This is a genomic window from Mesorhizobium sp. M0800 (genome assembly GCF_040320095.1).
Taxonomy (GTDB): Bacteria; Pseudomonadota; Alphaproteobacteria; order Rhizobiales; family Rhizobiaceae; genus Mesorhizobium.
The window spans coordinates 14415-40016 of the sequence record NZ_JAMYOZ010000041.1 but is presented as its reverse complement, the minus strand read 5'-3'; the positions used below and the strand labels follow the sequence as shown (position 1 = coordinate 40016).

The window sequence follows — 25602 nt, the reverse complement described above, 5'->3', positions numbered from 1 at the left end:
CGGATGCGTAATATGTGTTTAAGACACTGCTTAAACAAAAAGTCGATCCATCCAATCCGGCCGCGGTTTGTTATTGGCGGCAGGTTCCCCGCAGCGGGCCTTCCTAAAATCACAATCTTTTTTCGTATGGCACGATGCATTGATTCAAAATGTTTAGAGCGTCGTTTGCGCGTCCAAAGGGACGCGCGGCGCTCTAAGGGAGACCCCCATGACAGATGCAGCCAAGATTCGCGAACGTATGGAAGTGATCGGTGCCGACGGCGTCCATGTCGGTACCGTCGACAAGGTTGACGGAGATCGCATAAAGCTGACCAAGCGCGACAGCGGCGAGGGCGCTCACAGGGGCCATCACCACTTCATTCCTCTCAGCCTTGTCGCCGAGGTCGAGGGCCAGAAGGTGCGGCTGTCGGCAAACTCGGATGTTGCGGTCACGTTCGAGGAAGAAAAATCCGAACCCACCTGATCATAATCCAGTCTGATTACGGCTCACCCGAATGAGCGTTGCGCGTTCAGCGCGACGACCAGACCGGGAACAGATCGCCCTCGGCCGGCGTCGCGGCAAAGACGCCGCGGCTGATGGCGCGCGCCATCGTGGCGCCGGCCGCGGCATAGAGATCGATTGCATCGTCGGGCTCAAGCTCGATGCCGCTCTTGCCCGTTGCCAGCGCGAAGACCAGATCGCCGTCGGCGGGCGTATGCGTCGGCCAAATGGCACGGACAAAGCCGTCATGCGCCGATATCGCCAGGCGTTTGGCGGCGGCCTTCGTGAGTACCGCATCGGTGGCGATCACGGCGATGGTCGTGTTGGCGCCGGTTTCCGCCTGCTCTGCCGCATGCTTGTCACGGAACTTCAGCAGGACCTTTCTGGCATCGTCAGGCATCGGGTGGGGATAGCCTAACCCGCCGAACTCGTCGCCGATCTCGAACGGTGCCGCCCAGAAATGGCGGGTCCCGGCGACCGTCACCGAGCCGGTCGGGTTGACGGCGGCAAGCGCGCCGATGGTGACGCCGCTGTCCAGCACCGTCGAGGCCGAGCCGAGCCCGCCCTTCAGGCCGGAGCTCAGCGCGCCGGCACCCGCGCCGGCGGTGCCGAGCGCAAAGTCGATCGCGGCGGCTTGCGCGGCTTCGTAGCCGAGGTCGCGGTAAGGCGGATACCGGCCCCAATCCTTGTCGCCGCCATTGCGCAGATCGAACAGGATCGCCGCCGGCACGATCGGCACGCGAAAGCCGCCGACCTCGACGCCGATGCCCCTTTCACGCAATGCCGCCTGCACCCCCGACGCGGCGTCGAGGCCAAAAGCCGACCCGCCCGAAAGCACCACGGCATGGATGGCGTGGATCGAATTGTGCGGCTCGAGCAGGTCGGTTTCGCGGGTGCCCGGCGCACCGCCCAGGATTTGCACGCCGGCCACGGCCGGTTCGTCGCAGATGACGGTGGTCACACCGGATTTCAGCTTGGCATTCGCCGCATTGCCGACACGCAGGCCGGCGACGTCCGTGATGAGATTGCGCGGACCCGTATGGAACATCCCTGTGCTGGACATCATTGGCTCTCCGCCGGCACGAAACGGCCGCCGTCGAAACGGTAGGCTCGATAAGGATTTTGCGTCAGGTCACCTTTTTCGTCAAAGCGGATCGGTCCGATCGCCGTGGTGAAGTCATGCGCGGTCAGCACGTTGGCTAGCCTCTCGCCGGAGCTTTGCGGCAATGCTGAAGCCGCCTTGGCGATCTCGACCGCGGCATAGGCGGGAAGCGTGTAACCTTCCGGCACGATGTTTTGTCCGGCAAAGCTCTGCAACACCTTGGGGTCGGCGACATCGGCCCATTCGGGCGGCGCGATCATCAGCGTGCCGACGGCATAAGGCACGTCGCCGAGCGGCGCGCGCAACGCTTCGCCGCCGGCAAACACCATGCCGGTATTTAGCTGGCCAGCATCCCGGCCCATAATGGCGACATCATCGCCGTCGCCGCCGGCAAAGACATGCGTTGCGCCGGCTTTCTTCAGCCGGCCGATCAGGCCGATCTGGTTGTCGAGCTGCGGCCGGAACGTGTCGACGAACACCGGTTTCAGCGCCGCCTGCTCGGCCGCTGCCCGAAACGTCTCGGCCATTTCGCGGCCATAGATCGTGCCATCGTCGACGATGGCGAACAGCTCCTTCTGCCATAGGTGGGTGAGGATGGCGGCAACGGCATTGCGCTCGTCGTCACCGCGCGGCCCGAGACGATAGATCGGCCATCCGGTCTTGGCGCGCCGGTCGGTCAGGCTTTCCGTGCGAACGCCGACGGTGATCACCGGTATGCCGGCATCCTTGAGGATCGGCAGAGCCGCCTCGATTGCGTCGGTGCACAAAAACCCGATGACGACGTTGACCTTGGCCGCGGTGAACTCCCGCGCGGCGGCGGCGCCACCGTCGGCCGTGCAGGCGTCATCGATCGTCTTGATTTCGGCATCGTTCGCTTCAGCCGCCATTGTCGCGCCGGCCTCGATCTGTTTGCCGAGGATCGCCGACGGCCCCGACAAAGGTGCCGCGACGCCGACCAGCAGCGTCTCGGCATTTGCACTGCAGGCGACCGAGAGCCAGGCCAGCACCGCTATCGTGGTTGTCCAAGGTCGCATGCGAGCGAAGAATTCCTCCACGCCGGTCGCGTGGTTGCCGGCGCCAATGCCGTCAAGACCTAAAGGCTGGCCAGCTTTGGCGCAACACGCGAATTCGGGATATAGGTCAAGCACTTCGCTTGTGGCCTGCAATATCCCCCCATATATAACGGTTGGTTCTGACTAGTGGAAAATCATCGGTGCTGAAGAAGAATGACATCGGGCCGCAGGCCTACCGCGACGCGATGGCCCATTTTGCTGGCCATGTGCATGTAGTCACCACCGATGGCCCTGCCGGCAGGCGCGGCGCGACGGTGATCGCGGCCTGCTCGGTGTCGGACACGCCGCCAACCATCCTGGTTTGCCTCAATCGTGAAAATCCCAAGAACGAGCCGTTCGTGGAAAACGGCAAATTTGCCCTGAACACGCTGGCTTCGGATCAGGAGCCGCTGTCGATCGCCTTTTCCGGCATTACCGGCCTGCCGGTCGAGGAGCGTTTCGCGTTGGCCGAATGGGATATGATCTCGACCGGTGCGCCGACGCTGAAGGGCGCGCTCGCCGTCTTCGACTGCGAACTGATCGACTCCAAGGATCTGGCCACCCACCGCGTGCTTTTTGGCAAGGTTACAGGTTTGCGCATCGGCGATAATTTGCGGCCGCTGATCTATCACAATCGCGGCTACCACGCTCTGTAGAGGCTTTCAGATGGCCGCGTCCGCGAAGACAGGATGACCGAGTTGAAAACCGCGTCCGGCGCCGCGGACGATCGACGAGACGCTCGATCTGTTAACCCGTGCGGATTATGTGGCGGACCGGTCGCTGGCGACCGTGCTGTTTTTATGCGTTCGGTCGACCCGCGGCGGTGGATCCAGGCTGGCGCGAAGCGCGTCGCATAACCACATGTCTGCCAGGGAGAAAATCATGGAACACAGTATCTATCTCGATGAGGCCCGCGATCCGCTGATCATTGCGGAGGGCTGGATGAAGGACGGCAAGGATGTCGCCATTGCCACCGTGGTCGAGACCTGGGGCTCGGCGCCGCGCCCGGTCGGCAGCCACCTGGTCATCGATGCGGAAGGCAATTTCCACGGCTCAGTCTCTGGCGGCTGCGTCGAAGGCGCGGTGGTGACCGAGGCGGTCGATGTTATCGATAGCGGCACAGCCAAAATGCTCGAATTCGGCGTCGCAGACGAGACCGCCTGGCAAGTCGGCCTGTCATGCGGCGGCCGCATCAAGGTCTATGTAGAAAGATTGGGTTGATCTCGAATGGATCCCTATGCGCTGAAGACACTCAACGCCGAACGCCGCGCCCGCCGCGCGGCAATCCTGGTCACCGATCTCGGCGACGGCCGCGACCGTGTCGTGCGCGAGGGCGACCGGGTAGCCGGCGAACTCGGGGCGGCCATCGCCAAGGCATTTCGCACGGGCAATTCCGGTTCGGTCGAAGCTGAGGGACGGACCTTCTTCCTCAACGCACATCTGCCGCAGCCGCGCTTGGTGGTGATCGGCGCCGTCCACATCAGCCAGGCGCTGGCACCGATGGCCAGGATCGCCGGCTATCCTGTCGAGATCATCGATCCGCGCACGGCCTTTGCCACGCCCGATCGTTTTCCCGATATCGCGCTGCATGCCGAATGGCCAGAGGATGTGCTGACGCGTCAGCCGCTCGATAGCTATACGGCGCTGGCTGCTCTCACCCACGATCCGAAGATCGACGATTTCCCGCTGAAGGCGGCGCTCGACGCCGGCTGCTTTTATGTCGGCGCGCTCGGCAGCCGCAAGACCCACGCCAAACGTGTGGAACGCCTGCTGGCTTCGGGAGCGACCGCCGACCAGATCGCCCGCATTCATGCCCCGATCGGCCTCGACATTGGGGCTGCCAGCCCGGCCGAGATCGCCGTCGCGGTGTTGGCGCAAGCGATCCACGCCTTTCGCTCCCGTGGCCTCGAATCCAAAGGCGCGGTCGCGTGAAATTTGGTCCCGTTGCGATCGATGCGGCCGAAGGGGCAGTGCTTGCGCACGCCACCACGGTCGGAGAGCGCCGCTTCCGCAAGGCGCACAGGCTAAGCGCCGGGGATGTGTCCCTGTTGAAGGCCGCTGGCATTTCCGAGGTCGTAGCGGCGGTGTTGGCGCCCGATGATCTCAGCGAGGACGTCGCCGCCGAAAAGATCGCCGCATCCATGATCCATCGCAACATCGAGGCGAAGCCCGCCGCGACAGGTAGGGTCAACCTCCACGCGCAGGCTGCCGGCATGTTCACCGTCGACGCGGCGATGATCGACGCCATCAACGCCGTCGATCCGACGATCACCATCGCCACGCTCGCGCAGCATGCGCCGGTCGAAAAAGATCAGATGGTAGCAACGGTGAAGATCATCCCATTTGCGGTCGCCTCCGCTTTGGTCGATGCCGTGGCAAGGATCTGCGCCGGCGGCGAGATATTTGCGGTCAACGCCTATCAGCCGGTGCGCGTCGGCGTCATCCAGACGGTGCTGCCCGGCATCAAATCCAGCGTGCTCGACAAGACGCTGCGCGTCACCGAAGCGCGCCTGGCGCGTTCGGGCGGCAGGCTGACGGCGGAGCGTCGAACCCCGCATGAAATTATCCCCCTCGCCGAGGCTGCGGCCTCGCTGATCCGCGACAACGATATGGTGGTTATCTTCGGCGCCTCGGCGATGGCCGATTTCGGCGACGTCGTTCCCGCTGCCATCGAAAAGGCAGGCGGCACTGTCATCCGCGCCGGCATGCCGGTCGATCCCGGCAATCTGCTGGTGCTAGGCACTCTAGGCGGCAAGCGCATCATCGGTGCGCCGGGCTGCGCCCGCAGTCCCAAGGAGAACGGCTTCGACTGGGTGCTTGACCGGCTGATCGCCGGTCTCGACGTGACCGCCAGGGATATTGCCGGCATGGGCGTCGGCGGGCTGTTGATGGAAATTCCGACGCGGCCGCAGCCGCGCGAGCCATTGCCGGCCAAAGCCGAACCAAAGGTCGAGATCGTGCTTCTGGCCGCCGGCCGCTCCAGCCGCATGGGCGGGCCGAACAAGCTCTTGGCGCTCTTCGACGGCAAGCCGCTGGTCCGTCGCACTGCCGAACGCGCGGTCGGTTCGAAAGCCGCGGCCACCATCGTCGTCACTGGCCACCAGCGCGAGCGCGTGCGCGATGCACTGTCTGGCCTCGATGTGACCTTCGCCGACAATTCGGATTTCGGCGAGGGTCTGTCTTCGTCGCTGAAGGCCGGCATCGCCAAGATTTCCGGCGACGCCGCCGGCGCCATGATTGTCCTCGGCGATATGCCCGGCGTCGCCTCGGCCGACCTCGACAGGCTGATCGAGGCGTTCTGCAGGTCCGAAGGCCGATCGGTGGTGCGGGCCTCGCACGATGGGCGGCGCGGCAATCCCGTGCTGCTGCCGCGTTCGCTGTTTGCCGCGATCGCTCACCTCGAAGGCGATACCGGGGCCCGCCATCTGGTCGAGGCCGAAGGGTTCGACGTCATCGACGTCGAGATCGGCGAAGGGGCAGCCGTCGATGTCGACACGCGCGAGGCGCTGGAAAGCGCTGGCGGCGTGCTGCAGGATTGACAAACCGAAGCCGAAAAACGCATGGCTGAGGGATGGCCTTTCGTTCCTGCTTCCGGTTCCGCTTGCCTCCCTCCGGCCTCCCGGCCCTGCTGATCGCGATTCTTTTGTCGCTCACTTGTGCCGGCTACGCCAACGCTCTCGAACTCAAACCCTTCAAGGACGATCTCTTCGCCTATCCGGTCATGCTCTCATCCGAAAACAGCGGCGCCTATACGGTCATCGATTATCGTGAGCTGCGCGATATCAACGCCCGCGACGAAGTGCCTGAGCGCCGGGTGCATGCGCAATACACCGATACCGGTGTGCGCAAGGTGCAGCAGGATTTGTTGCTGAAGACCGATGCCGGCGATGTCCGCCACATCGCCGTCGGCAAGACCGGGGGCGCCAGCATCATCGTGCTCTATCTGCACGGGCAGGGCGGTAGCCGTAAGCAGGGTGCTGACGATTTCACTTTCGGCGGCAATTTCAACCGTATCAAGAACCTGATGGCCGGTAATGGCGGCCTCTATCTGTCGCCGGATTTTTCCGATTTCGGCGACACCGGTGCCGCCCAGATCGCCGCATTGATCGGCCACTATGCCGAACAGTCGCCGCGCGCAAAAATCTTCGTCGCCTGCGGCTCTATGGGCGGCGCGTTGTGCTGGAAGCTGGCAGGCCGCAAGGACTCCGGCGGGCGCATCGACGGGCTGCTGCTGCTCGGCTCGCTGTGGGACGAGAGTTTCTTCTCAAGCTCCGCATTCAAGCGCCGTGTGCCGGTCTTCTTCGGCCAGGGCAGCAAGGACCCGGTGTTTCCAATCGAGAAACAGGAAGCCTTCTTCCGATCGATTCTGGGCAAATCGAAAGCCTACCCGACCCGCTTCGTCCGCTTCGAGACCGGCACGCATGGCACCCCTATCCGCATGACCGACTGGCGCGGCACGCTCAACTGGATGTTGTCGAAGGTCCCTTAGGGCGCGGTGTTGTAGTCGAGCACGGTCTGCGGGTTGATCTCGCCGTCATAAGAGGCATCGACCTCATACTGCACCAGCGAGAAATTGCCGTGGCGAAACAGGTAGGTGCCGGCCGACGAGGCGTCGCCGACGCCGCGCCACTTGTTCAAGGATGAAATCGTTTTGGTGGCCTCGTCATATTCGGAGTTGACCAACTGGTCGTCGGTCTGGAAGCCGATGATGTTGATGCCCTCGACCTTGCCTTCGCTATTGTTGTTCTCATAGCGAATATCGAGTTCCGGTGACGCGAATTGCAATTGCCGGACGCCCGATACGTCGTCGTAGATGTAATAGATTGCGCTCTCATTGTTGGCGGCCATCGAGCAGAAAAAGCGAAACAGCCGTGTCTCGCGTTCGGGCTCGTTTTCGGCCGCCCCCGCATCCTTGTAGCGGAGCGAGTAGGCGTCCGGCTCTCCTCGCGGATCGCCGCCGGGCATGTCCTTGTCGCATTGGTCGCCATAGGTCGCTGTGAAGGCCTTCTTGGCCTGCTCAAGCGCTGCGTCCTTCTTCGGCGGCGTCGGTCCTTCGCCGCAGCTTGCCGGCACGGCATCCTCGAAATCGGCCTTCGAGGGTTTCAGCGCACCCTTGTCGATGAAGATCGCGCGAAATGGCGGTTCCTGGATCGAAGCGTTGATCTGGCGCAGCGTGTAGCAACCGGCAAAGACATTCTCGCTGCCGTCGTTGGCCGTCGCCCGGATGGCGACGGGGACGCTGTAATAGATGCTGCCGGCAGCACCGTCTTCGGACACACCACCGATTTTGACTTCGACCGTGTCGGTGCCGTCATAGCCTTTGACGAAAGCATCGAAGTCCTTGGCCGGCTTGGTGTCGCCGAAATAGTCCCAGGCGCGCGCGAATTCGTGCCGGCTGATGGCACTATAAAGCGACCGGATGACCGCTTCGGCATTCGACCTGTCGTCGATATAAGGCGCGTCGGCGGCGAGCACCGGTTGGCTGGTAGCGGCAACGGAGAAAAAAGCGGTCGCTGCGAACAAGGCGCGTCTCATCGGGAACCTCCACTCGATGAAAAATCCTATCATATCGATTGCGGCGGCGTGGTGACGCTTGAACAATCGCCTGCGAAAGCGCTACCTCTCGCCCTCGGCAGTCGGGCCGCGTGGAGATTTCTTGTGACCATATCAATGTATGAAGCATCCGTGCCGGTATTTTCGGCGAGGCTGAAGGCACTAGCCAATGTGCTGAACATTGCCGAGCAAAATGCGGCTGACCGCAAGATCGACCCGCAGGTGTATCTCACGGCGAGGCTGGCGCCGGACATGTTCGCCCTGACCAGGCAGGTACAGATTGCCACCGATCACGCCAAGGGCGCGCCGTCGCGGCTTGCCGGGCGCGAGGTGCCAAAATACGAGGACAATGAGGCGAGCTTCGCCGAGCTGCAGGCGCGCATAACCAAGACGCTCGATCTACTCGCCACGTTCTCGGCGGCCGAATTCGATGGTTCAGATGACAGAATGGTCGAACTGAGGCTTGCGGGGCGCGAGGTGTCGATGCCGGGAATGCAGTATCTGCTGCATGCCGCCATGCCCAATTTCTATTTCCACCTGACCACCGCCTATGACATCCTGCGTCACAACGGCGTGCCATTGGGCAAGTCGATTTTCCTCGGATTGCGTTGAGATTCGCTCGGGAGATATCCCGGCCGCGCCGGGATATCTCGCGGTGCACTGTTTAGCGCAGGGACATTTCCCGGGCGATGCGCGGGAAATCGGACTGCTTGACGCCGATATCGGCGCGATCGGCATTGCTCATCGAATGGAGCAGCGCCAGTGCCGCACGATAGCGCAGCTGTTCCCGCGGACGCGGACGGGCGAACATTTCAGTGAAGAATCCCATGATTCAAGCCCCTTATTGAACCTCCACGGCCGTCAATATAGGCAGATCATGACAATTGTGCAGTGCAGCATTCGCATGGCAGCCATGCTGCCCCGATCTTTTTTGACATAATTCGGCTGTTCCGGCGAAACTTCTGCGGTGCTTCGACCGTAGGCCTCAGTGCCGGCACTTGGCCGGTTTTTCCTCGCCATTCCTGGCGAACTTCCGGACTGCATTCACATGCAGTCCGGCTTTTTTGTTAGCCGCAGGGAAAAACTCCGTTCGCCGGCATCCTGGGAAAGTCGCCTGGCCTGCCGTCGGTGGGCTTGGAAGCGGGCGGCGCTTTCCTGTATGCTATTGCTTCCTCCTCGCGCAGCCGCGCAAAATTCCCGCCGGAGAAACTCCATGCACAAACGCCGTCTCGGCCAGACCGATCTTTTCGTGTCGCAAATCTGCCTCGGATCGATGACCTGGGGCCAGCAGAACACCGAGGCGGACGGTCACGCCCAGATGGATCTGGCGTTTGCTCGCGGCGTCAATTTCATCGACACCGCCGAACTCTATCCGATCCCGCCTAAGGCGGAGACACAAGGCCGTACCGAGACATTCATCGGCAATTGGATGAAGGAAAAGCGCAATCGCGACCAGGTGATCATCGCCTCGAAGGTAGTTGGTCGTACCGCCAACACTTGGTTTCGCGGCGACCGCCCGTCTAAGCTGGTGCGCGCCGATATCTTCGACGCTATTGATAAGTCACTCGCCAGGCTCAACACCGATTACATCGACCTATATCAGATCCATTGGCCGGAACGCGACGTGCCGTGGGGCGCCAATCCGAACCGCATCGGCGCCGTACCGCGGCGCTCCGATGCCGCCGGCGTGCTGGAAGGCGAGACGCCGATCGCCGAGACGCTTGCCGTATTTGATGAACTGGTGAAGGCCGGCAAGATCCGCCATTTCGGCCTGTCGAACGAGAATTCCTGGGGCGTCATGCGTTTCATCGCCGAAGCCGACAAGGGCCTCGGCCCGCGCGTCGCCTCGCTGCAGAACGCCTATAATTTCGTCAATCGCACCTTCGAGGTGAACCTTGCCGAAGTCTGCGAGCGCGAGCAGGTGTCGCTGCTTGCCTATTCGCCGCTGGCGCAAGGCTATTTGACCGGCAAATACGATCATGGCGCGCGGCCGCAGGGCTCGCGCTCGCAGTTGTTCAACCGCGGCCAGCGCTACGAGACTCCGAATGCTGCCGAGGTGCAGCTCGAATACAACCGATTGGCGCGCACATTCGGCATGGAGCCGGCGCTGTTTGCCAACGCCTATGTCTCGAACCGGCCCTTGGTCACCTCGAACATCATCGGCGCCACCACCATTTCGCAACTCGAAATGGCGCTCTCTTCCGCCGACGTGGTCTGGACCGAGGAGATGCAGAAAGCCGTTGACGCGATCCACCAGCGCGTCGGCAATCCGTGCCCTTGATGCGTCGGGACGTGGTTGTCCGATCGTCATAAGGAGAGGGGAACAGCCGTGGACTTCCGGATCGACGCGGTGCGCGCGAAATTTCCGGCTTTGTCGCTGACCGACAAGAGCCGCCGGCGCATCTATCTCGACAATCCTGCCGGCACGCAGGTCCCGCAGGCGGTGGCGGACGCAGTATCGCGTTGCTTGCTGACCACCAATGCCAACCTCGGCGGCTTCTTCGAGACCACCGTTGCCGCACAAGATATCGTGGACGAGGCCCATCTGGCGATGGCGGATTTTCTCGGCGCTGCGAGCCCGCAGGAAATCATTATCGGTGCCAACATGACGACATTGACCTACCACATGTCGCGAACGCTCGGCCGCACGATGAAGCCCGGGGACGAGATCATCCTCACCGGCATGGACCATGAGGGCAACGTCTCACCCTGGCTGCAACTGGCCGAAGACCTTGGCCTTGTCGTGCGCTGGCTGCCTTTCGACCAGCAGAGCTGGCAGATCGAGGAGGCGGCGCTCGCCGCGCTGCTTTCCGAGAGGACGCGGCTCGTCGCGCTCAACTACGCCAGCAATCTCACCGGGTCGATCAACCGGGTGAAGGCGTTGACCGGCATCGCCAGGCGGGCTGGTGCGTTGGTCTACGTCGATGCCGTCCAGTTCGCGCCGCATGGCCTGATCGACGTCCAAAACCTCGGCTGCGATTTCCTGATCTGCTCGGCTTACAAGTTCTTCGGCCCTCATATGGGAATTTTGTGGGGCAGGCTGGACGTTATCGATGCGCTTAAGCCGTATAAATGCCGTTGCTCGTCCAATGCCTTGCCGGAGCGCTTCGAGCTCGGCACGCCGCAAATTGAATTGATGGCCGGCCTGTCGGCCGCGGTCGATTATTTTGCCGAGTTGGGCGCGGCAGCCGGCGCGCAAGGATCGCGTCGGCTGAAAATCGCCAAGGCCTTCGAAGTTTCAATCGCTTACGAGAACCCGCTGGCGCAACAGCTGATCGACGGTCTGTCGGATATTGCCGGCCTGACCATCCACGGCATCACCGATCCGAAGCGGATCAATGAGCGTGTGCCGACGGTGTCGTTCACTGTCGAAGGTATCGTGCCGGAGACGATCGTGCGGCAGATGAATGCCGAAAACATCTTCCTGTGGTCCGGCCACAACTACGCCTGGGAGATCGTCCACCAGCTCGGCATTCCGGCCGAGCAGGGGGTGGTGCGCATCGGCATCGCTCATTACAACACTTCAGCCGAAATCGACGAGACGCTGGAGAGCGTGCACCGCGTTGTCGCCATGCTGAGGCAGGAACGATCCTGAGCGGCCCCTCGCGGGCGGATCATCGCTTGTGGGCGCCGCCAAAACCGGTGAGGAAGGCGGTGAGATTGTCGCCGAGCTCGTCGCAAAGATAGCCGCCTTCCTGGACGATGACCGTTGGCAGGCCGAGCCCGGCGATCACCTCGCCAATGCGCGAAAAACCAGGCGTGCTCACCGACAGCCCGCCGAACGGATCGCCTTCGAAGGCATCTAGCCCCAGCGCCACCACAAGCGCATCAGGTGAGAAGGCGTTGATGCGCTGGAACGATGCCTCCAGCGCTTCGAGGAACGCTGCATCGCCGGATTTGCGCGGCAGCGGCAGGTTGAGATTGTAGCCGAGGCCGGCGCCTTCGCCGCGCTCGTCGCCATAGCCCCAGAAAAACGGGTAGAAGCGCACCGGGTCGGCATGCAGCGACACGGTGAGCACGTCCGGCCGGGCATAGAAGATGCCTTGCGTGCCGTTGCCGTGGTGCAGGTCGATATCGAGGATCGCCACCCGCGCCGCCTGCTTGCGCAGAACCTGTGCAGCGACGGCCGAATTGTTGATGAAGCAGAAGCCGCCGGCGACATCGGCAAAGGCGTGATGGCCGGGCGGCCGGCACAGCGCATAGGCGGCCGGCGCTCCCGACATCACCGCCTCGGCGGTTTCAACCGCGCTCCAGGCGCTCCAAAGCGCGCTCTGCCACGTCTCGCCGGAGATCGGGCAGGCGGTGTCGGCCATGTGGTAGCCGGCCTGGCCGACCGCCGAGGCCGGATAGGAGTCGTTCCGCGCGATCGGATGGATATTGGGGATGACCTCGGCCGAGGCGCCCTCGATGCGCTGCCAGCGCGCGAAGATATGCTGGAGAAAATCGAGATATTCCGGCGTATGCACCGCCGCAATCGGGCCGAGCCCGTGATCCCGCGGCCGTTCGATCGTGCAGCCGGCAGCCTTGGTGCCGGCTAACAATCGCTCGACCCGTTCCGGCTTTTCCGGATTGGGCTGCGGCGCGCCGCTTGAGAGGAACGCCTTCGGGTCGTGGCGCTTCTGTTCTTCGGCGTAGAAGGCTTTCATGTTGGCTCCTCCGGTGCATCGGCAAAGGCGAAAAAGGCGTCGCCGACGATCTTCTGCACCTGCTCGTAGCCCGACCAGCCAATGCCTAACCGTTCGTAAAAAGCCTTGGCGGTCTTGTTGTCGGTGTCGACGGACAGCCTGAGATAGACGCCGCCTGCCTTCCGGCACTGCGCCGCCACCCGGCGCAGCAGGCGCTCGCCGATCCTGCGGCCACGAAAACGGTCCTCGACATAGAGGTCCTGCACATAGACGCCGGGCCGTCCCATCCATGTCGAGAAGATCGGAAAATACAGGCAAAGCCCGGCAAATTCGCCACCGACTTCGGCGATCAAGGTCGAGAAGGCAGGCTTTTCGCCAAAGCCATAGGTGCGGAGATCCTGAGCTGTCGAGGTGATCTCCTGATGTGCGCCGACGTGCGCGCCGAGCCGTAGGAGCGCGGCGTGGATGGTTTCGACGTCCTCGACGGTCCCGGGCCGGATGTTGATCTCGGGCAAAGCGACAGTCACTGGAGGTACGATGCCAAGGCACCCCCCTCTGGCCTGCCCTCTTTACCACTACTTGCCATCTCTCCCTCAAGGGGGGAGATCGGATCACCTCCGCGTTCGCCAATCTCCAACGCTGAAAAAGGGGCAGGACGGCGAAGCTGCCAATCTCCCCCCTTGAGGGGGAGATGCCAAGTAGTGGTAAAGAGGGCAGGACAGAGGGGGGTGGACCGGGAGCCAAACATTTCAGATTGCCTTCCCCTCAGAACGCCACGCGGTCGCCGCCCTTGAGCGCCAGCATCTGCCGTGCCTCGGCCGGCGTTGCGACGTCCAGCGACAGCCCTTCGAGCACGCCGCGGATCCGGCGGACCTGGTCGGCACTGGACTTGGCGAGCTGGCGCCCGTCGTAGAGGCTGTCCTCCAGCCCGACGCGGACATTGCCGCCCATCGCCGCCGCAATCGAGATCATCGGCATCTGGTGGCGTCCGGCCGCCAGCACGGAAAACTGGTAGCTGTCGCCGAACAGTTTGTCGGCGATGCGCTTCATGTGGATCAGGTTTTCTGGATCGGCGCCGATACCACCCAATATGCCGAGCACGAATTGGATGAACAATGGTCCCGACACCAGCCCGCGGTCGCGGAAATGCGCAAGCGAATAGAGATGGCCGACATCGTAGCACTCGAATTCGAAACGCGTGCCACAGCCGCGCCCAAGCTTTTCCAGCACCGTCTCCATATCGGCAAAGGTGTTCTTGAAGATCGTGTCACGGGTAGCCTCGAGCAGCTTCGGCTCCCATTCGTGCTGCCATTCGCGCGGCCGCTCGAGCATCGGGAACAGCGCGAAATTCATCGAGCCCATATTGAGCGAGCACATTTCGGGCTCGGCCCTGAGCGGGGCGGCCAACCGCTGGTCGAGCGTCATCAGCGAGGAGCCACCAGTGGTGATGTTGATCACCGCATCGGTCGCCTGCTTGATGCGCGGCAGGAACTGCATGAACACCTCGGGGTCGGCGGTCGGCCGCCCGTCGCTGGGGTCGCGGGCGTGAAGATGCAGGATCGCGGCGCCGGCTTCGGCGGCGGCGATCGCGTCTGCGGCGATCTGGTCCGGCGTCACTGGCAGATGTGGCGACATCGATGGCGTGTGCACCGACCCGGTGACGGCACAGGTGATAATGACTTTGCGCGGTGCCATGGTCGCCTCAACCTTCGACCGGCAGGTCGAGCTCGCTGGCCAGCACCTCGAGCGAGTCGCCGATGATGGATACGATCTCGCCGATCTGCGCGGCGGTGACGATCATCGGCGGGGCGACCATGAAATTGTCGCCGTCGACACCGCCCTTGACCTTGCGTCCGTAGATGATCAGGCCGCGCTCGTAGGCGAGGTCGAGCAGCCGCTGGGTGGCCTTCTTCGCCGGCTCGATCGGCCTCAGCGTTTCTGGGTCGGCGACCATTTCGGCACCGGTGAGCAGGCCCTTGCCGCGGATGTCGGCGATGAACGGAAACCGCTTCGCCAATCCCTTCAGCTCGTCCATCAAAAGCTCGCCCATGACAGCCGCGTTGGCGATCAGGCCGAGCCGGTCCATTTCGCCGAGTACGGCGAGCCCGGCGGCGCAGGCGAGCGGGTTGCCGGCGTAGGTATGGCCGTGCTGGAAGCCGCCCGATGCGAGCAAAGGCTGCACCAGCCGCATCGGTGCCGCCAGCGCGCCGAGCGGCGCGTAGCCAGAGCCCAGCCCCTTCGACAGCGCGACGATGTCGGGCTTGCAGTTCCAGTGGTCGCCGCCGAGGAATTTTCCGGTGCGGCCGGCACCGCTCATCACTTCGTCATGGATGAGCAAGATGCCGTAGCGATCGCAGATCTCGCGGATGCGCGGATAGTAGCTGTCCGGCGCCACCAGTGCTGCCGTGGCAGCGCCGCCGACTGGCTCCATGATGAAGGCGAGCACGCTCTGCGGTCCCTCGGCGAGGATCTTTTCCTCCAGCATGTCGGCGTAGCGGATGCCGCGCTGTTCCATCGAAAGATTGTCGCGGTCGCGCCAGGCGATGGGCGCCGGCACGGTCGGCATCATCTGCATCATCGGCACAAATGTTTCGGACAGCGCATCGTCGCCGGTAACGGCGAGCGCGCCGAGCGTGCCGCCATGATAGGAGGGAAAGCGCGAGATCACCTTCCGACGGCTGGGCTGGCCGGTGGCGACCGCCCATTGCCGCGCCAGCTTGATGCAGGATTCGGTCGCTTCCGAGCCGCCGGAGACAAAGAAGATGCGGTCCATGCCTTCAGGGAGTTTGGCGGCCAGCTGCCGCGCGAGCTCCTCGGCCGGTTCGTTCTCGAAATGCAGGCGGTAGGCGAAGGTGGCGCGGTCCATCTGCCTTTTCATCGCGTCGAGCACGTTGCCATTGGAGTGGCCGATATTGGCAACCATCGGACCGCTCGATCCGTCGATGAAGCGGCGGCCATCCTGCGTCCATATGTAGATGCCTTCGGCGCGGTCGATCAGCGGCCGGCGCACGCTGGATAGATAAAACAGATGCGAGGCTTCGCGAGTTTCCGGGGCAGGAGACTTCAACATGTCATGGCTTTCCAAGATAGCGGTCGAGGACATTTCTGGTGACGCGCTCGACCATCGCATCCTGCCTTAGCAGGCCGGCAACCCATTCGCAGCTTCCGGCGTGAAACACCTCGCCTTTGCCGCGCGGGAAATTGACGATCATGCCGTTGCCGCGTTTGACCTTGTCGAGGTTGGCATCGCTTGCCTCGCCGAACAGCGTCTCGGCGGTGAAGCGTCCGTCCTCGTCGCCGAGAAACTGGTCCTCGAACGCAATGTCGGCGCTTTCCTCGACCTGGCTCGCCATGCCGACGGCCAGCACTTGCAGCCCGTCCGGTGCACCGCTGTCGGGCTTGGGGTAGGGCAGGCCGCCGCGGATCTCGAAATCGAGCCCGTCGACCTCGTAGCCATAGACATGGCTGTCGGCGCCGAGCAGATCGCCATAGTAGATGCCGGTGCCGGCAAACGCCCAATGCTCCGGCCGGTAGACCGGAAAGCCGCGCACGCCGCGCGGCGCGCAGCCGCCCCAGCCGGCATAGACGCCTCTTGTCGCGTTGAGGCCGAAGGTCGCCGCACCCGGCCGGCCGATTTCCGGCGCTTCCCAGGAATTGGTGGCGCGCCTTATATCGCCGCCGCGATAGGCCGGGTCCTCGGCGCGAGCGCGGTATTTGTAGCAGACCTGCCGGCGGCCTTCGTCCTCCAGCCTGGTCTGCCACATGAAATTGCCGGCAAAGCGCGCCGCATGACCGCCGCGCTCGACATAGGTGTCGACCGCATCGCGCATTTCCCAGGTCCAATATTCGTCGTGGCCGACGAAGACGACGCAGTCATAGCCGTCGAGAATGTCGGGCGAAAAATGCAGATCGTGCTGGCTGGCGAGATCGACGGCGTAGCCGGCACGCTCGGCGAAGCGGAAGAAATGGCTGTCGTAGCTTGCCCAGCCGGCTGAGGCGTATTTCTTCGAATGGCCGGTGGCAAAGGCCCATTCCATGTGCGGATAGCGCGGCACGGTTTTCGGCGGCACCGCGACTTCGAGCGGCACGCGCGGCGCATCCTTGGGCAGCACGACGAAGCCGCGGCACCAAGGCCGCTGCGTCGACACCATTCGTGCATATTGGTCCCGGCCTGGCCCGGTGATGCCTTCGTAATGGTTGGAACCGCCCCATGTATTGTAGGCGAGCCAGGTGCCGGTGGCCGCCACCTGCAGCACACGGCCAGGCTTCTTGCCGGGCTGCGGCGCGACGATAAAAAGATGGTGGCAGCGGATCGGCTTGCCGTCCCGGCCATCTGCCGTCAGCGTCACGCGATAGGCGCCGGACGGCCAGTCGTCGCCGATGCGAAACTCGAACGACGCTTGCCAGCCGCAGCCTTCGACCGAACATTGGTCCGGCGTATCTTGCCAGCGCGCCGCGATTCCGGTCCCTTCGAACATTGTCGTTTCCGCGCCGCCGTCGCGGATGATCGCGATGCCGAAACTGGCGGCCGTCGAACTGACATGCAGTGCCACCATGTCGCCAGGACGGTAGGAAAAACGGTCGCTGTAGCACCAGATTTCGCCGCGCCTGCCATCCATACCGGGCCATTCCCAGTAATGGCTGCGCACCGCCTGGCGTCGCTGCTCCGGCGTCAGTCCGAAATCGGGAAACTCGGTCGGCAGATGGTTCATGAACACCGCTAAGGTCGAAGGCCGCCATTTCGGCCATCCGCCGGCCAAGCGTCAATTGGAAACGATCGGGCCAGCCATTGCCGGGGCTGCTCCCTTGGCCTTGCCGGCCAAACAGACTATCTCACAAAGGGCGGCCTTGTCCGCCACGGGAGCCGATATGCTGAGAGTGCAAAAGGTCAGGGTCAACGATATCTACGTGCCGACGGCGCGCAAGAAGACGCTGCATCCCGAGACTGTCCGCCATCTGGCCGAGGACATTCTGGAAAACGGCATGAAGATGCCGATCCAGGTGCGCCATGACGGCAAGCGCCATATCCTGGTCGAAGGGTTGCATCGGCTGGAAGCCGCCAAGTGGCTCGGCGAGACCGAGATCGACGCCTATCTGGTGCAAGCCAAGCGCCACTGAAGCCACTTAATTCCGTCGTTCGAATCTCCTGTCCCGCGGATTTTTTCGCGGACCGTGTCGGCTTGCGTGTTGTCGGTTCGTCCTAGACACGGAAGCCAAATCCGACATGTGAGGAAACATCATGACCACCAAGCTCGACATCGCCCCCAACTCCGATCGCGAGCTGGTTCTCGCCCGCATCATCGATGCGCCGCACGAGAACGTCTATCGCTGCTGGACCGAGCCAAAGCTGTTGACGCAATGGTTCTCGCCGAAGCCGTGGATGACGCCACGCGCCGAAATGGATGTGCGGACCGGTGGCTCCACCCTTGTCGTCATGGCCGATCCCGACGGCAAGGAGTTCCCGAATCCAGGCATCTTCCTCGAAGTCGTACCGGGCAAAAAGCTCGTCTTCACCGATGCCTATACGAAGGCGTGGGAGCCGTCCGAAAAGCCGTTCATGACGGTCGTGCTGACCTTCGAGGACGAGGGCGAGGGCAAGACCCGCTACATTGCCCGCGTCGCGCATTGGTCGGTCGCCGACCGCGAACAGCACGAGAAAATGGGTTTTCACGAGGGCTGGGGCCAGTGCGCCGAACAGCTTGAGGAGGTCGCCAAGCGACTTTGATGCAAACGGGAGAGGGAGACTGATGTCCAGATCGGTATTTTTCGCCATTTTCGCCTCGGCCGCCGCGCTGTTTGCCGCGCCGGGCACCATCAACGCAGAGGAGGCCAAGCCCGCCATGACGACCGCAACCGCAACACTGCCGACGCCGGAAAAATCCGGCCTGCTGCCGATCAACGGCCTGAACTATTATTACGCCGTCTACGGCAAGGGCGAGCCGCTGCTTCTGCTGCATGGCGGTCTCGGCACGACCGACATGTTCGCGCCGATCCTGCCGAAGCTTACCGAAAACCGCACCGTCATCGGGGTCGACCTGCAGGGCCATGGCCGCACCGCGCTCGGCGACCGGCCGCTCAGCCTGGAGGCGATGGGCGACGACATGGCGGCGATCGTCAAGGCGCTCGGCTACGACAAGGTCGACGTGATGGGCTATTCGCTGGGCGGCGGCGTCGCCTTCCGCATGGCCGTCCAGCATCCCCAAACGGTGCGCCGCCTGGTGCTGGTCTCGACCGGCTACGCCGCGGACGGCTTCTATGCCGAGATGCGTGGCCAGCAGGCACAGGTCGGCGCGGCGATGGCCGACATGATGAAGGACACACCGATGTACAAATCCTACGTCGCGGTTGCGCCGCATCCGGAGGATTTTCCGAAACTGCTCGACCAGCTCGGCGCCTATATGCGCAAGGACTACGACTATTCGGCCGACGTGCCGAAGCTGAAAATGCCGGTCATGCTGGTGTTCGGCGACAGCGATATGTACCGGCCCGAGCACGAGATCAAATTCTACCAGATGCTCGGCGGAGGATTGAAGGACGCCGGCTGGATGCGCGAGAACCTGTCGCAGAACCGCCTGGCGATCGTGCCGAACCGCACCCACTACGATGTGTTCTTCGCGCCGGAACTGACAGCTGCCGCGCTGCCGTTCCTCAATGGCCAGACCAAGGTCAAGACCTGGGACGAGGTCGTCAACGAAACGAACTGACACCCAGTCAATTGTCTGCCGGCCGTCTTCCGCGAGATGGCCGGCATTTCGCCCATGGGGCCTTGGCCCGGCGCATCGGCCAATCGTGTATTGGCCGCATCACAGCTATAGATGGCGCCATCAAAGCTTTTCAATTGACGCTGCCACGCCTATCGATAGGTATGCCGCCTATCCTCACAGGGCAGGGACGCGGGTGATGGCAAGATATCAGGGCGGGTGTTTGTGCGGCGCGGTGCGCTACCGCGCCGAGGCGACACCGATCAATGAGCGCGTCTGCCATTGCCGGTTGTGCCAGAAGGCGCTGGGTGCCGCCTTCAACGCGCGCGTGCTGTTCCGCATCGACGATGTGACGATCGAGGGACCGCTGGCGACGGTGAATTCCTCGCCCGATCTCAAGCGCGGCTTTTGCCCGCGCTGCGGCACGACGATGTTTTCCCGGCGCGATTCCGCCGGCATTATCGGCATCACCACCGGCTCGCTCGATGATCCCTCGTTGTTTAGGCCTGAGATGCATATCTGGACTGCCTCGAAGCAGCCCTGGGTGCAGATCGACGACGGCCTGCCGCAGTTTGAAGGCGCGCCACCTCCGGCTTGAGGTGGAATCTGGACAAAATTTAATCCGAAGCGACACGAGATAGCCGGCAAAGCGTCATTGGCGGGCCATCATTGCTGCCTATCTAATGGCGTGCGGGCAGGCAGTCGAGGAGGCGACGGATGAACGACAGCATCAACACCCTGGATGAACTCTTGAGCGATCCGATGGTCAAGCTGGTGATGGAGCGCGACCGCGTGCAACCGGCACAACTTCGCACGCTGCTCGAGGAAAAGGTCCGCCGGGTAGACGATGATGCGCCGGTCAACGATCGCTTTGTACCGCCGGCCCACCTCATGGCCACGACCTGTCACAAGCTGTGGTTGTGCAGCTAGGGTCTTGAAGCGGTCAGCCGGAATTTGCCGACAAATAGCTGTAATGGCTGCGGAAATAGGCAAGCTTGAAGCCGAGGCGTGCATAGTTGCGGTAGGCTGGCCCGTCACGTTCGGCTCGCGGCGCCTCGATATCGGCCACGAACAGTTTTGCACCGGCCGCAAGTCCGTCGCGCACCATCGCTTCGCCGAGCATTGCATCGAGGTCGAAGCTCGGCGCCATGATGCCGGGCACCGGCGCGTCGATGCCGCTCCAGGCCATGCCGTCGGTACCGATGAACATCGAGCGCACCGCCGCCACCGCGCCGTCCCGCCGCAGCATGTAATGATGCCAGCCGCGTCGGCCGGCCAGCGCCAGCAACCACGGTGAGGTCGGCAACCGATATTGGCTGTCGATGAACCCGGCCCATTCCCTTGCCGTTGCCAGCGTCACCCGCTCGACCGAGACATCCTCCGTCGGGAAAAGCGGCTCAGCGGGCAATGGCGTCGCGTCGCGAAAGATGCGCTCCCAGCCGCCCTGACGCTGCAGGCCGCGCGCCTCGAGCCAGCAGCTGAGCGTCGCGGGCTCGGTGTGCGGATTGGTGTAGAACCAGGGCCGCAGAATGCCGGCGTCGCGATAATGCGCCAGAAGCGCGTCGAGCCGGCTCTCGGTGGCCGCGCTCTCGACGCCGAAATTTTTGACACAGTTGAAATGGATGAACGGGATCGTCGTGCAGGTGGTCCAGACGAGATCGCCATCTTCGGCGATGGCAAGGCCTTGCCTTGCGGCAAAGTCTGCCGGGACGGCGCGATAGAGGTCGAGCCACGCATTGACCTCGGCGCGTTCGATGGCGCGACTGAGATCGCCAGATATCTCGTCGATCCCGATGGCGGGCGAGCGTGGCTCCGGCGGGACTACGGGCTGCAATTCTGACAGGGCGGCGGGCTGCATGACGTCCTCCACGTGGTGCCTTACACCGTAAGATTAGTAGAGACTAATCTCATACCGTGCGTTGTCAAGCCGAGGCAGCGACGTGGCCGAACGTTGGAGGGATAGCACACCTCCGCCCGGCCAACGTCCCGCTGCAAAGCCCTAACAATTCGATTCAAACTTTGTTGGTAGTTTCTTGTTAGGAATCCAGCTTGGTTTGTCCGGCGGCGTTGTCCTGCCTTCGGTCTGTTGTGTTTTGCGTACAGGTCCAGATGCGGTTATCAGGCGTCGTCATCTTTTCGATCGCAGCGCTGTGCCTTGCCGGCTGTACGTCGACCTCCGGCGTCGATGCGCTGCAACTGCCGTCCAGCGAGACCACCAGCTCGGTTGTGCGGCCACCCGCGCCGGTGGCATCCGTGGCGAAAACTGATGCTGCGCCCGCTTTTGCCGAACAGGAGCAGGACGAACAGCCGGTCGCGATGGACGTACCCGATCAGGACGTCGAACCGCCGGCCGAGGTGATCGCGCTGATGTCGCCGCCGAAGCGGCTGACACGCGCGGCACCAGCAATGCTTGCCGAACCGGTCACGCGCTATGGTTTTCGCGATGCCAAGCCGATCAATTTCGGCAAGGCATCCTCGCCGAGGCGTCTCGCCGTCCACGGCGTCGACGTTTCGCGCTGGCAGGGCAATGTGAACTGGGGAAAGCTGCGTGCCCAGGGCGCCAACTTCGCCTATATCAAGGCCACCGACGGCGGCGACCATCTCGACCCGATGTTCACCAGAAACTGGCGCAGTGCCGACGCCGCCGGCCTCAAGCGCGGCGCCTATCACTTCTTCTATTGGTGCCGCACCGCCGGCGAGCAGGCCGACTGGTTCATCCGCAACGTGCCGCGGGTCGAGGGTGCGCTGCCGCCGGTGATCGACGTCGAGTGGAACGGCGACTCCAGCTGCAAGCGCCGCCCATCGCGGCAAAAGGTGCTGGAAAAGATGCAGGTGTTCATGGACAGGCTCGAGCGCCATTACGGCCAGCGCCCGATCATCTACACCGCGCCCGACTTCTACCGTGACAATCTCAGGGGCGCCTTCCCCGATTATCCGTTCTGGCTGCGCGCCGTGGCGGCGCACCCGTCAAAGGTCTATCCCGATCGCAAATGGCTGTTCTGGCAGTACTCCGGCTCCGGCCTGTCGCACGGGGTGAGGGGCCGCATCGACCTCAACGTGTTCCATGGCGATGAACGCGCCTGGCGCGACTGGACTGGCGGACGGCAGATGGTGGCCGAGGCGGAATGAGGGCGGTCGCGCCTATTCCAGCTTTGGTGATTTAGCCGAAGCCTCTCCGCGGTCGTCATCCTAGGGCGGAGCAGGAGCGAAGCGACGTCGCGGAGACCCTAGGATCCATGCCGTGATGGTCGCTTAAGAATGCAGCGATGCAGAACGAGTGCCGGTGCCTCCTCTGCTCTGCCGGACATTCGTCGCTCGGAAAGCCAAGCAATGGCTTCCGCTCCTCGCTCCCATCCACGAGATTGGCAGCGCCCTTTCACGACGTCGAAGATTGGCGAAGCCGGTCTCTCTGGGGGAAATGCCCGGCAGGGCGCTGTCCCGCCGGCGTTTCGCACCTTCTGCACTGCCGCGCTGCTCGGAAGGCACGGCATGGATCCTAGGGTCTCCGCGACGTCGCTTCGCTCCTGCTCCGCCCTAGGATGACGACGAGAGGATTGCCCCTCGTCATTCCGTCACTGGCTCATTGAGCATGGCTTCAATGTTGTAGCCATCGGGATCAAGTACAAAACAGGCATAGTAATTCTCTGCATATTCCGGACGCGGGCCGGGTACACCATTGTCTGCGCCACCTGCGTCGAGGGCAGCTCGATAGAACGCGTCAACCGCTGCCCTGCCATTTACCCGGAAAGCGACGTGCACACGGGTCAGCGGTGGTTTGCTGTCCGAATGTTGAATCTCGAACAAGCTGCCGCTGCCGACATCAAAAGCCCAAAACACCCCCTGCTTACCAAAGGAAAGGCGATATCCCAAAGGTCCAAAAGCTCTTTCGTAGAAGAGTTTGCTCGTCTGCAGATCGCTCACTGCAACCGTTATGTGATCAATCATTCCGCACCATCGCGGGACTCTGACACTCGAAGCGGGACGCCGCAACCCTGCAGCACCACATTTTGCCCGGCTCTACGCCTCTACATATTCCGCCAGGCTAACAGCCTTGGGCACATCCAGCCCATCGGCGCGCAAGCCTTCGATATGAAGGCGTATTGCGTCGCGAAATTCGGTTTCCACTTCAGGCACCGTCGCACCGGTGGCGATGCAGCCGGGCAGATCCGGCACATAGGCGGAAAAATTGTTTCCGGCTTTTTCAATCACCGCCCCGTAACGTATGTCATCGTTCCTTCAGACTGAACTGCTTGAGGATGCTGTTCCTAGCGCATCTGTGAATGGTCTATCCCGGCCGCAAATGGCTGTTCTGGCAATATTTCGGCTCCGGCCTGTCGCACGGGGTAAGGGGCCGCATCGACCTCAACGTGTTCCACGGCGACGAGAGGGCTTGGCGCGACTGGGTCGGTGGACGGCAGATGGTGGCGGAGGTGGAGTAGCGCGGCCGGTCGGGTGCCTGGCTTCCACTGTCGGCATCGCGCCGCAGGGTCACGGCATGGATCCTAGGGTCTCCGCAACGTCGCTTCGCTCCTGCTCCGCCCTAGGATGACGAAGGGAAGGATGTTCCCGCCAATTACCGGCTTTGGCGATTGGCCTCCAGGCCCCGTGTCTTCGTCATCCTAGGGCGGAGCGAACGCGAAGCGGAGCGCAGACCCTAGGATCCATGCCGTGCCGTCGAAGCGAAACGCGCGGTGGTAGCTATCAGCCTTGGCTCGGCTGACGGCTCTACGCCTCTATATATTCCGCCAGGCTGACCCCTTTGGGCACATCCAGCCCATCGGCCCGCAGGCCTTCGATATGAAAGCGTATTGCGTCACGAATTTCGGCTTCAACCTCAGGTACCGTCGCAGCGGTGGCGATGCAGCCGGGCAGGTCCGGCACATAAGCGGACAAATTGTTTCCGGCTTTTTCAATCACCACCGCGTAACGCATGTCATCGCTCCTTCAGACCGGACTGCTTGAGGATGCTGTTTCTGGCGCATGTGTCAAAGGTCTATCCCAGCTGCAAATGGCTGTTCTGGCAATATTCCGACTTCGGCCTGTCGCACCGGGTAAGGGCCGCATCGACCTCGCCGCGGTATCGTCTTATCCATCGTCTCTGAGATCAGCCCAATAAAACCCCTTGCCACCGCCCACGACCCAGATTTTCTTCTTGTTTCGCCTGCAAAAGTAACCAACCACATCAAGAAATTTAAATATTTCATCAGCAGCGAAATATTCCGGGGTTTTTTCTCTAACCATTTCCCCCAATAGCGAGACTGCCTCCTCAAAGTCAATAACAAAGGAATGATCTTTATAATGGTTAACGAGTCTATTTGCCGTATCTTGAGGGGTCGCTAATCCACCAAGATTTTTCCCATTTAGGAGACGCTCCGCATACTGCACCGCGCTCTCATTGACTCGTTGATAATACCCCAATACACGGACGGGAACATTTTCGGAGATGTACGTCCCAAGCAACGCTGCCGAATCCGGAAACTTGCACACAAGCTCTGCAATTACATCCAAAGCATTTCCAAGCGACAGAGCTGGCAATTCGTTTATTTGGGGATCTATAGGTCCCAACTCACTCATCATGCCCATGTGAATCTCATCGGCTCCAAGCGCAATCAGCGTTGCAGCTGATTTCGCTCGGCGCGGAACGACCGCAACGAACTTGTTCTTTGCAAGTCTTTTAAGTGCTTTGCTAATGAGGTAGGCGGGTTCAATCCGACCTCCACTGCTATTAACCAAAAGAAGAACATCCTTTTGTTCTCCATCCAAGGTTGCTTCGGCGTAAAGTTTATCTGTATGGTAGCTGGTTATACTGTCAACTTCATCATGTAATATTAGAAATCTATAACTTTGAAGACCATGTTTGACGAGGATCGCAGCTATTTCAGATTCAACGGCCGTGCGAACAGCTTCCAAGTTGTCGGCGGCGAGGCCATCGAGCGCCCTGGTTATATTGTCGGGCTCTGGCTGCTTTGGTTTTGGTTTCATCTCGGCCATAGTTATATCTCAAACAGGGATGTTTTCGGTTTGTTCTTTGGTCTATTTGCGTGCAAGACAATATGCCTTGCACGCATCGATTTAGTTTTTCACAGCT

29 protein-coding genes and 1 pseudogene are annotated in these 25602 nt (G+C 62.2%); 16 read left to right on the top strand and 14 right to left on the bottom strand.

Going from position 1 to position 25602, the window contains the following annotated elements; genetic code table 11:
* Positions 1–208 precede the first annotated feature (208 nt).
* The gene (locus NKI18_RS30140; protein ID WP_023674734.1) at positions 209–463 is read left to right on the top strand and encodes a DUF2171 domain-containing protein; all 255 of its coding nucleotides are present in this window, start codon (positions 209–211) and stop codon (positions 461–463) included.
* Between the two features lie 46 nt (positions 464–509).
* Here NKI18_RS30140 and NKI18_RS30135 read toward each other — a convergent pair whose 3' ends face one another.
* Complete coding sequence (locus NKI18_RS30135; RefSeq protein WP_352590756.1) at positions 510–1529, bottom strand: P1 family peptidase; 1020 nt, start codon at positions 1527–1529, stop codon at positions 510–512.
* Positions 1530–1543: 14 nt separating this feature from the next.
* Positions 1544–2617, bottom strand: coding sequence for a branched-chain amino acid ABC transporter substrate-binding protein (locus tag NKI18_RS30130; RefSeq protein WP_352620699.1), 1074 nt, complete (start codon positions 2615–2617; stop codon positions 1544–1546).
* A 179-nt stretch (positions 2618–2796) separates the two neighbouring features.
* On the opposite strand from NKI18_RS30130, the gene NKI18_RS30125 reads away from it, so the two are divergent.
* From NKI18_RS30125 to NKI18_RS30105, 5 genes are all read left to right on the top strand, one after another.
* A complete protein-coding gene (locus NKI18_RS30125; RefSeq protein WP_352620697.1) occupies positions 2797–3291 on the top strand; it encodes a flavin reductase in 495 nt (164 codons plus the stop codon).
* 226 nt (positions 3292–3517) lie between these two features.
* Complete coding sequence (locus tag NKI18_RS30120; protein WP_352570856.1) at positions 3518–3856, top strand: XdhC family protein; 339 nt, start codon at positions 3518–3520, stop codon at positions 3854–3856.
* Between the two features lie 6 nt (positions 3857–3862).
* Positions 3863–4567 carry an XdhC family protein gene (locus NKI18_RS30115; RefSeq protein WP_352918643.1) on the top strand — a complete coding sequence of 235 codons (705 nt, stop codon included), beginning with the start codon at positions 3863–3865 and terminating at the stop codon, positions 4565–4567.
* Positions 4564–6174, top strand: coding sequence for an NTP transferase domain-containing protein (locus tag NKI18_RS30110; RefSeq protein ID WP_352620693.1), 1611 nt, complete (start codon positions 4564–4566; stop codon positions 6172–6174). Before NKI18_RS30115 ends, NKI18_RS30110 begins: the two co-directional genes overlap by 4 nt.
* A 32-nt stretch (positions 6175–6206) precedes the next feature.
* Positions 6207–7124 carry an alpha/beta hydrolase gene (locus NKI18_RS30105; protein ID WP_352620692.1) on the top strand — a complete coding sequence of 306 codons (918 nt, stop codon included), beginning with the start codon at positions 6207–6209 and terminating at the stop codon, positions 7122–7124.
* Here NKI18_RS30105 and NKI18_RS30100 read toward each other — a convergent pair.
* Positions 7121–8170, bottom strand: a complete 1050-nt coding sequence (locus NKI18_RS30100) for a DUF1176 domain-containing protein (RefSeq protein ID WP_352620690.1) — start codon at positions 8168–8170, stop codon at positions 7121–7123. The two genes, NKI18_RS30105 and NKI18_RS30100, sit on opposite strands and share 4 nt — an antisense overlap.
* A 123-nt stretch (positions 8171–8293) precedes the next feature.
* Between NKI18_RS30100 and NKI18_RS30095 the strand changes: the two genes are divergently transcribed.
* A complete protein-coding gene (locus tag NKI18_RS30095; protein ID WP_352620689.1) occupies positions 8294–8800 on the top strand; it encodes a DUF1993 domain-containing protein in 507 nt (168 codons plus the stop codon).
* 52 nt (positions 8801–8852) lie between these two features.
* Here NKI18_RS30095 and NKI18_RS30090 read toward each other — a convergent pair whose 3' ends face one another.
* Complete coding sequence (locus NKI18_RS30090) at positions 8853–9017, bottom strand: hypothetical protein (RefSeq protein ID WP_352620688.1); 165 nt, start codon at positions 9015–9017, stop codon at positions 8853–8855.
* Between the two features lie 384 nt (positions 9018–9401).
* Between NKI18_RS30090 and NKI18_RS30085 the strand changes: the two genes are divergently transcribed.
* Together NKI18_RS30085 and NKI18_RS30080 are read left to right on the top strand one after the other, a co-directional pair.
* Entirely contained in the window at positions 9402–10469 is a 1068-nt protein-coding gene (locus NKI18_RS30085; protein WP_352620687.1) for an aldo/keto reductase, read from the top strand.
* A 48-nt stretch (positions 10470–10517) separates the two neighbouring features.
* The gene (locus NKI18_RS30080; protein WP_352620686.1) at positions 10518–11783 is read left to right on the top strand and encodes a cysteine desulfurase-like protein; all 1266 of its coding nucleotides are present in this window, start codon (positions 10518–10520) and stop codon (positions 11781–11783) included.
* A 19-nt stretch (positions 11784–11802) separates the two neighbouring features.
* Here NKI18_RS30080 and NKI18_RS30075 read toward each other — a convergent pair whose 3' ends face one another.
* The 5 genes from NKI18_RS30075 to NKI18_RS30055 form a co-directional block, all read right to left on the bottom strand.
* Complete coding sequence (locus tag NKI18_RS30075; protein ID WP_352620685.1) at positions 11803–12834, bottom strand: histone deacetylase family protein; 1032 nt, start codon at positions 12832–12834, stop codon at positions 11803–11805.
* Entirely contained in the window at positions 12831–13340 is a 510-nt protein-coding gene (locus tag NKI18_RS30070) for a GNAT family N-acetyltransferase (RefSeq protein ID WP_353021559.1), read from the bottom strand. Before NKI18_RS30070 ends, NKI18_RS30075 begins: the two co-directional genes overlap by 4 nt.
* A gap of 238 nt (positions 13341–13578) precedes the next feature.
* Positions 13579–14508 (bottom strand): 3,5-dioxohexanoate:acetyl-CoA acetone transferase, encoded by a 930-nt coding sequence (gene kce, locus NKI18_RS30065; protein ID WP_352620681.1) that lies wholly within the window; start codon positions 14506–14508, stop codon positions 13579–13581.
* A gap of 7 nt (positions 14509–14515) precedes the next feature.
* Positions 14516–15883, bottom strand: a complete 1368-nt coding sequence (locus NKI18_RS30060; RefSeq protein WP_352620679.1) for an aminotransferase family protein — start codon at positions 15881–15883, stop codon at positions 14516–14518.
* 1 nt (position 15884) lies between these two features.
* Entirely contained in the window at positions 15885–17525 is a 1641-nt protein-coding gene (locus NKI18_RS30055; RefSeq protein WP_352620677.1) for a N,N-dimethylformamidase beta subunit family domain-containing protein, read from the bottom strand.
* Between the two features lie 157 nt (positions 17526–17682).
* Here NKI18_RS30055 and NKI18_RS30050 point away from each other — a divergent pair, with 157 nt between their 5' ends.
* From NKI18_RS30050 to NKI18_RS30030, 5 genes are all read left to right on the top strand, one after another.
* Complete coding sequence (locus tag NKI18_RS30050) at positions 17683–17931, top strand: ParB N-terminal domain-containing protein (RefSeq protein ID WP_023674751.1); 249 nt, start codon at positions 17683–17685, stop codon at positions 17929–17931.
* Between the two features lie 121 nt (positions 17932–18052).
* A complete protein-coding gene (locus NKI18_RS30045; protein ID WP_352620675.1) occupies positions 18053–18538 on the top strand; it encodes an SRPBCC family protein in 486 nt (161 codons plus the stop codon).
* A 22-nt stretch (positions 18539–18560) separates the two neighbouring features.
* Positions 18561–19517, top strand: a complete 957-nt coding sequence (locus tag NKI18_RS30040; protein ID WP_352620674.1) for an alpha/beta fold hydrolase — start codon at positions 18561–18563, stop codon at positions 19515–19517.
* 196 nt (positions 19518–19713) lie between these two features.
* Positions 19714–20112, top strand: coding sequence for a GFA family protein (locus tag NKI18_RS30035; protein WP_352620672.1), 399 nt, complete (start codon positions 19714–19716; stop codon positions 20110–20112).
* Positions 20113–20231: 119 nt separating this feature from the next.
* Positions 20232–20444, top strand: coding sequence for a hypothetical protein (locus tag NKI18_RS30030; protein WP_352620670.1), 213 nt, complete (start codon positions 20232–20234; stop codon positions 20442–20444).
* Positions 20445–20457: 13 nt separating this feature from the next.
* On the opposite strand, the gene NKI18_RS30025 is transcribed toward NKI18_RS30030, so the two are convergent.
* Positions 20458–21372: a hypothetical protein gene (locus NKI18_RS30025; protein ID WP_352620668.1), complete on the bottom strand. Its 915-nt coding sequence runs from the start codon at positions 21370–21372 to the stop codon at positions 20458–20460.
* Between the two features lie 251 nt (positions 21373–21623).
* On the opposite strand from NKI18_RS30025, the gene NKI18_RS30020 reads away from it, so the two are divergent.
* Entirely contained in the window at positions 21624–22643 is a 1020-nt protein-coding gene (locus NKI18_RS30020) for a GH25 family lysozyme (protein WP_352620666.1), read from the top strand.
* Positions 22644–23078: 435 nt separating this feature from the next.
* Here the strand turns inward: NKI18_RS30020 and NKI18_RS30015 are convergent, their stop codons facing one another.
* A complete protein-coding gene (locus NKI18_RS30015; RefSeq protein ID WP_352620664.1) occupies positions 23079–23459 on the bottom strand; it encodes a VOC family protein in 381 nt (126 codons plus the stop codon).
* Between the two features lie 72 nt (positions 23460–23531).
* A complete protein-coding gene (locus tag NKI18_RS30010) occupies positions 23532–23738 on the bottom strand; it encodes a type II toxin-antitoxin system HicB family antitoxin (protein ID WP_352620701.1) in 207 nt (68 codons plus the stop codon).
* Positions 23739–23797: 59 nt separating this feature from the next.
* Between NKI18_RS30010 and NKI18_RS30005 the strand changes: the two are divergent.
* A pseudogene (locus tag NKI18_RS30005) lies at positions 23798–23953 on the top strand (glycoside hydrolase family 25 protein); the annotation flags it as partial.
* A 286-nt stretch (positions 23954–24239) separates the two neighbouring features.
* Here NKI18_RS30005 and NKI18_RS30000 read toward each other — a convergent pair.
* Both NKI18_RS30000 and NKI18_RS29995 read right to left on the bottom strand, forming a co-directional pair.
* The gene (locus tag NKI18_RS30000; RefSeq protein ID WP_352620662.1) at positions 24240–24446 is read right to left on the bottom strand and encodes a type II toxin-antitoxin system HicB family antitoxin; all 207 of its coding nucleotides are present in this window, start codon (positions 24444–24446) and stop codon (positions 24240–24242) included.
* A 153-nt stretch (positions 24447–24599) separates the two neighbouring features.
* Positions 24600–25505 (bottom strand): SDH family Clp fold serine proteinase, encoded by a 906-nt coding sequence (locus tag NKI18_RS29995; protein WP_353021552.1) that lies wholly within the window; start codon positions 25503–25505, stop codon positions 24600–24602.
* Between the last annotated feature and the right edge of the window lie 97 nt (positions 25506–25602).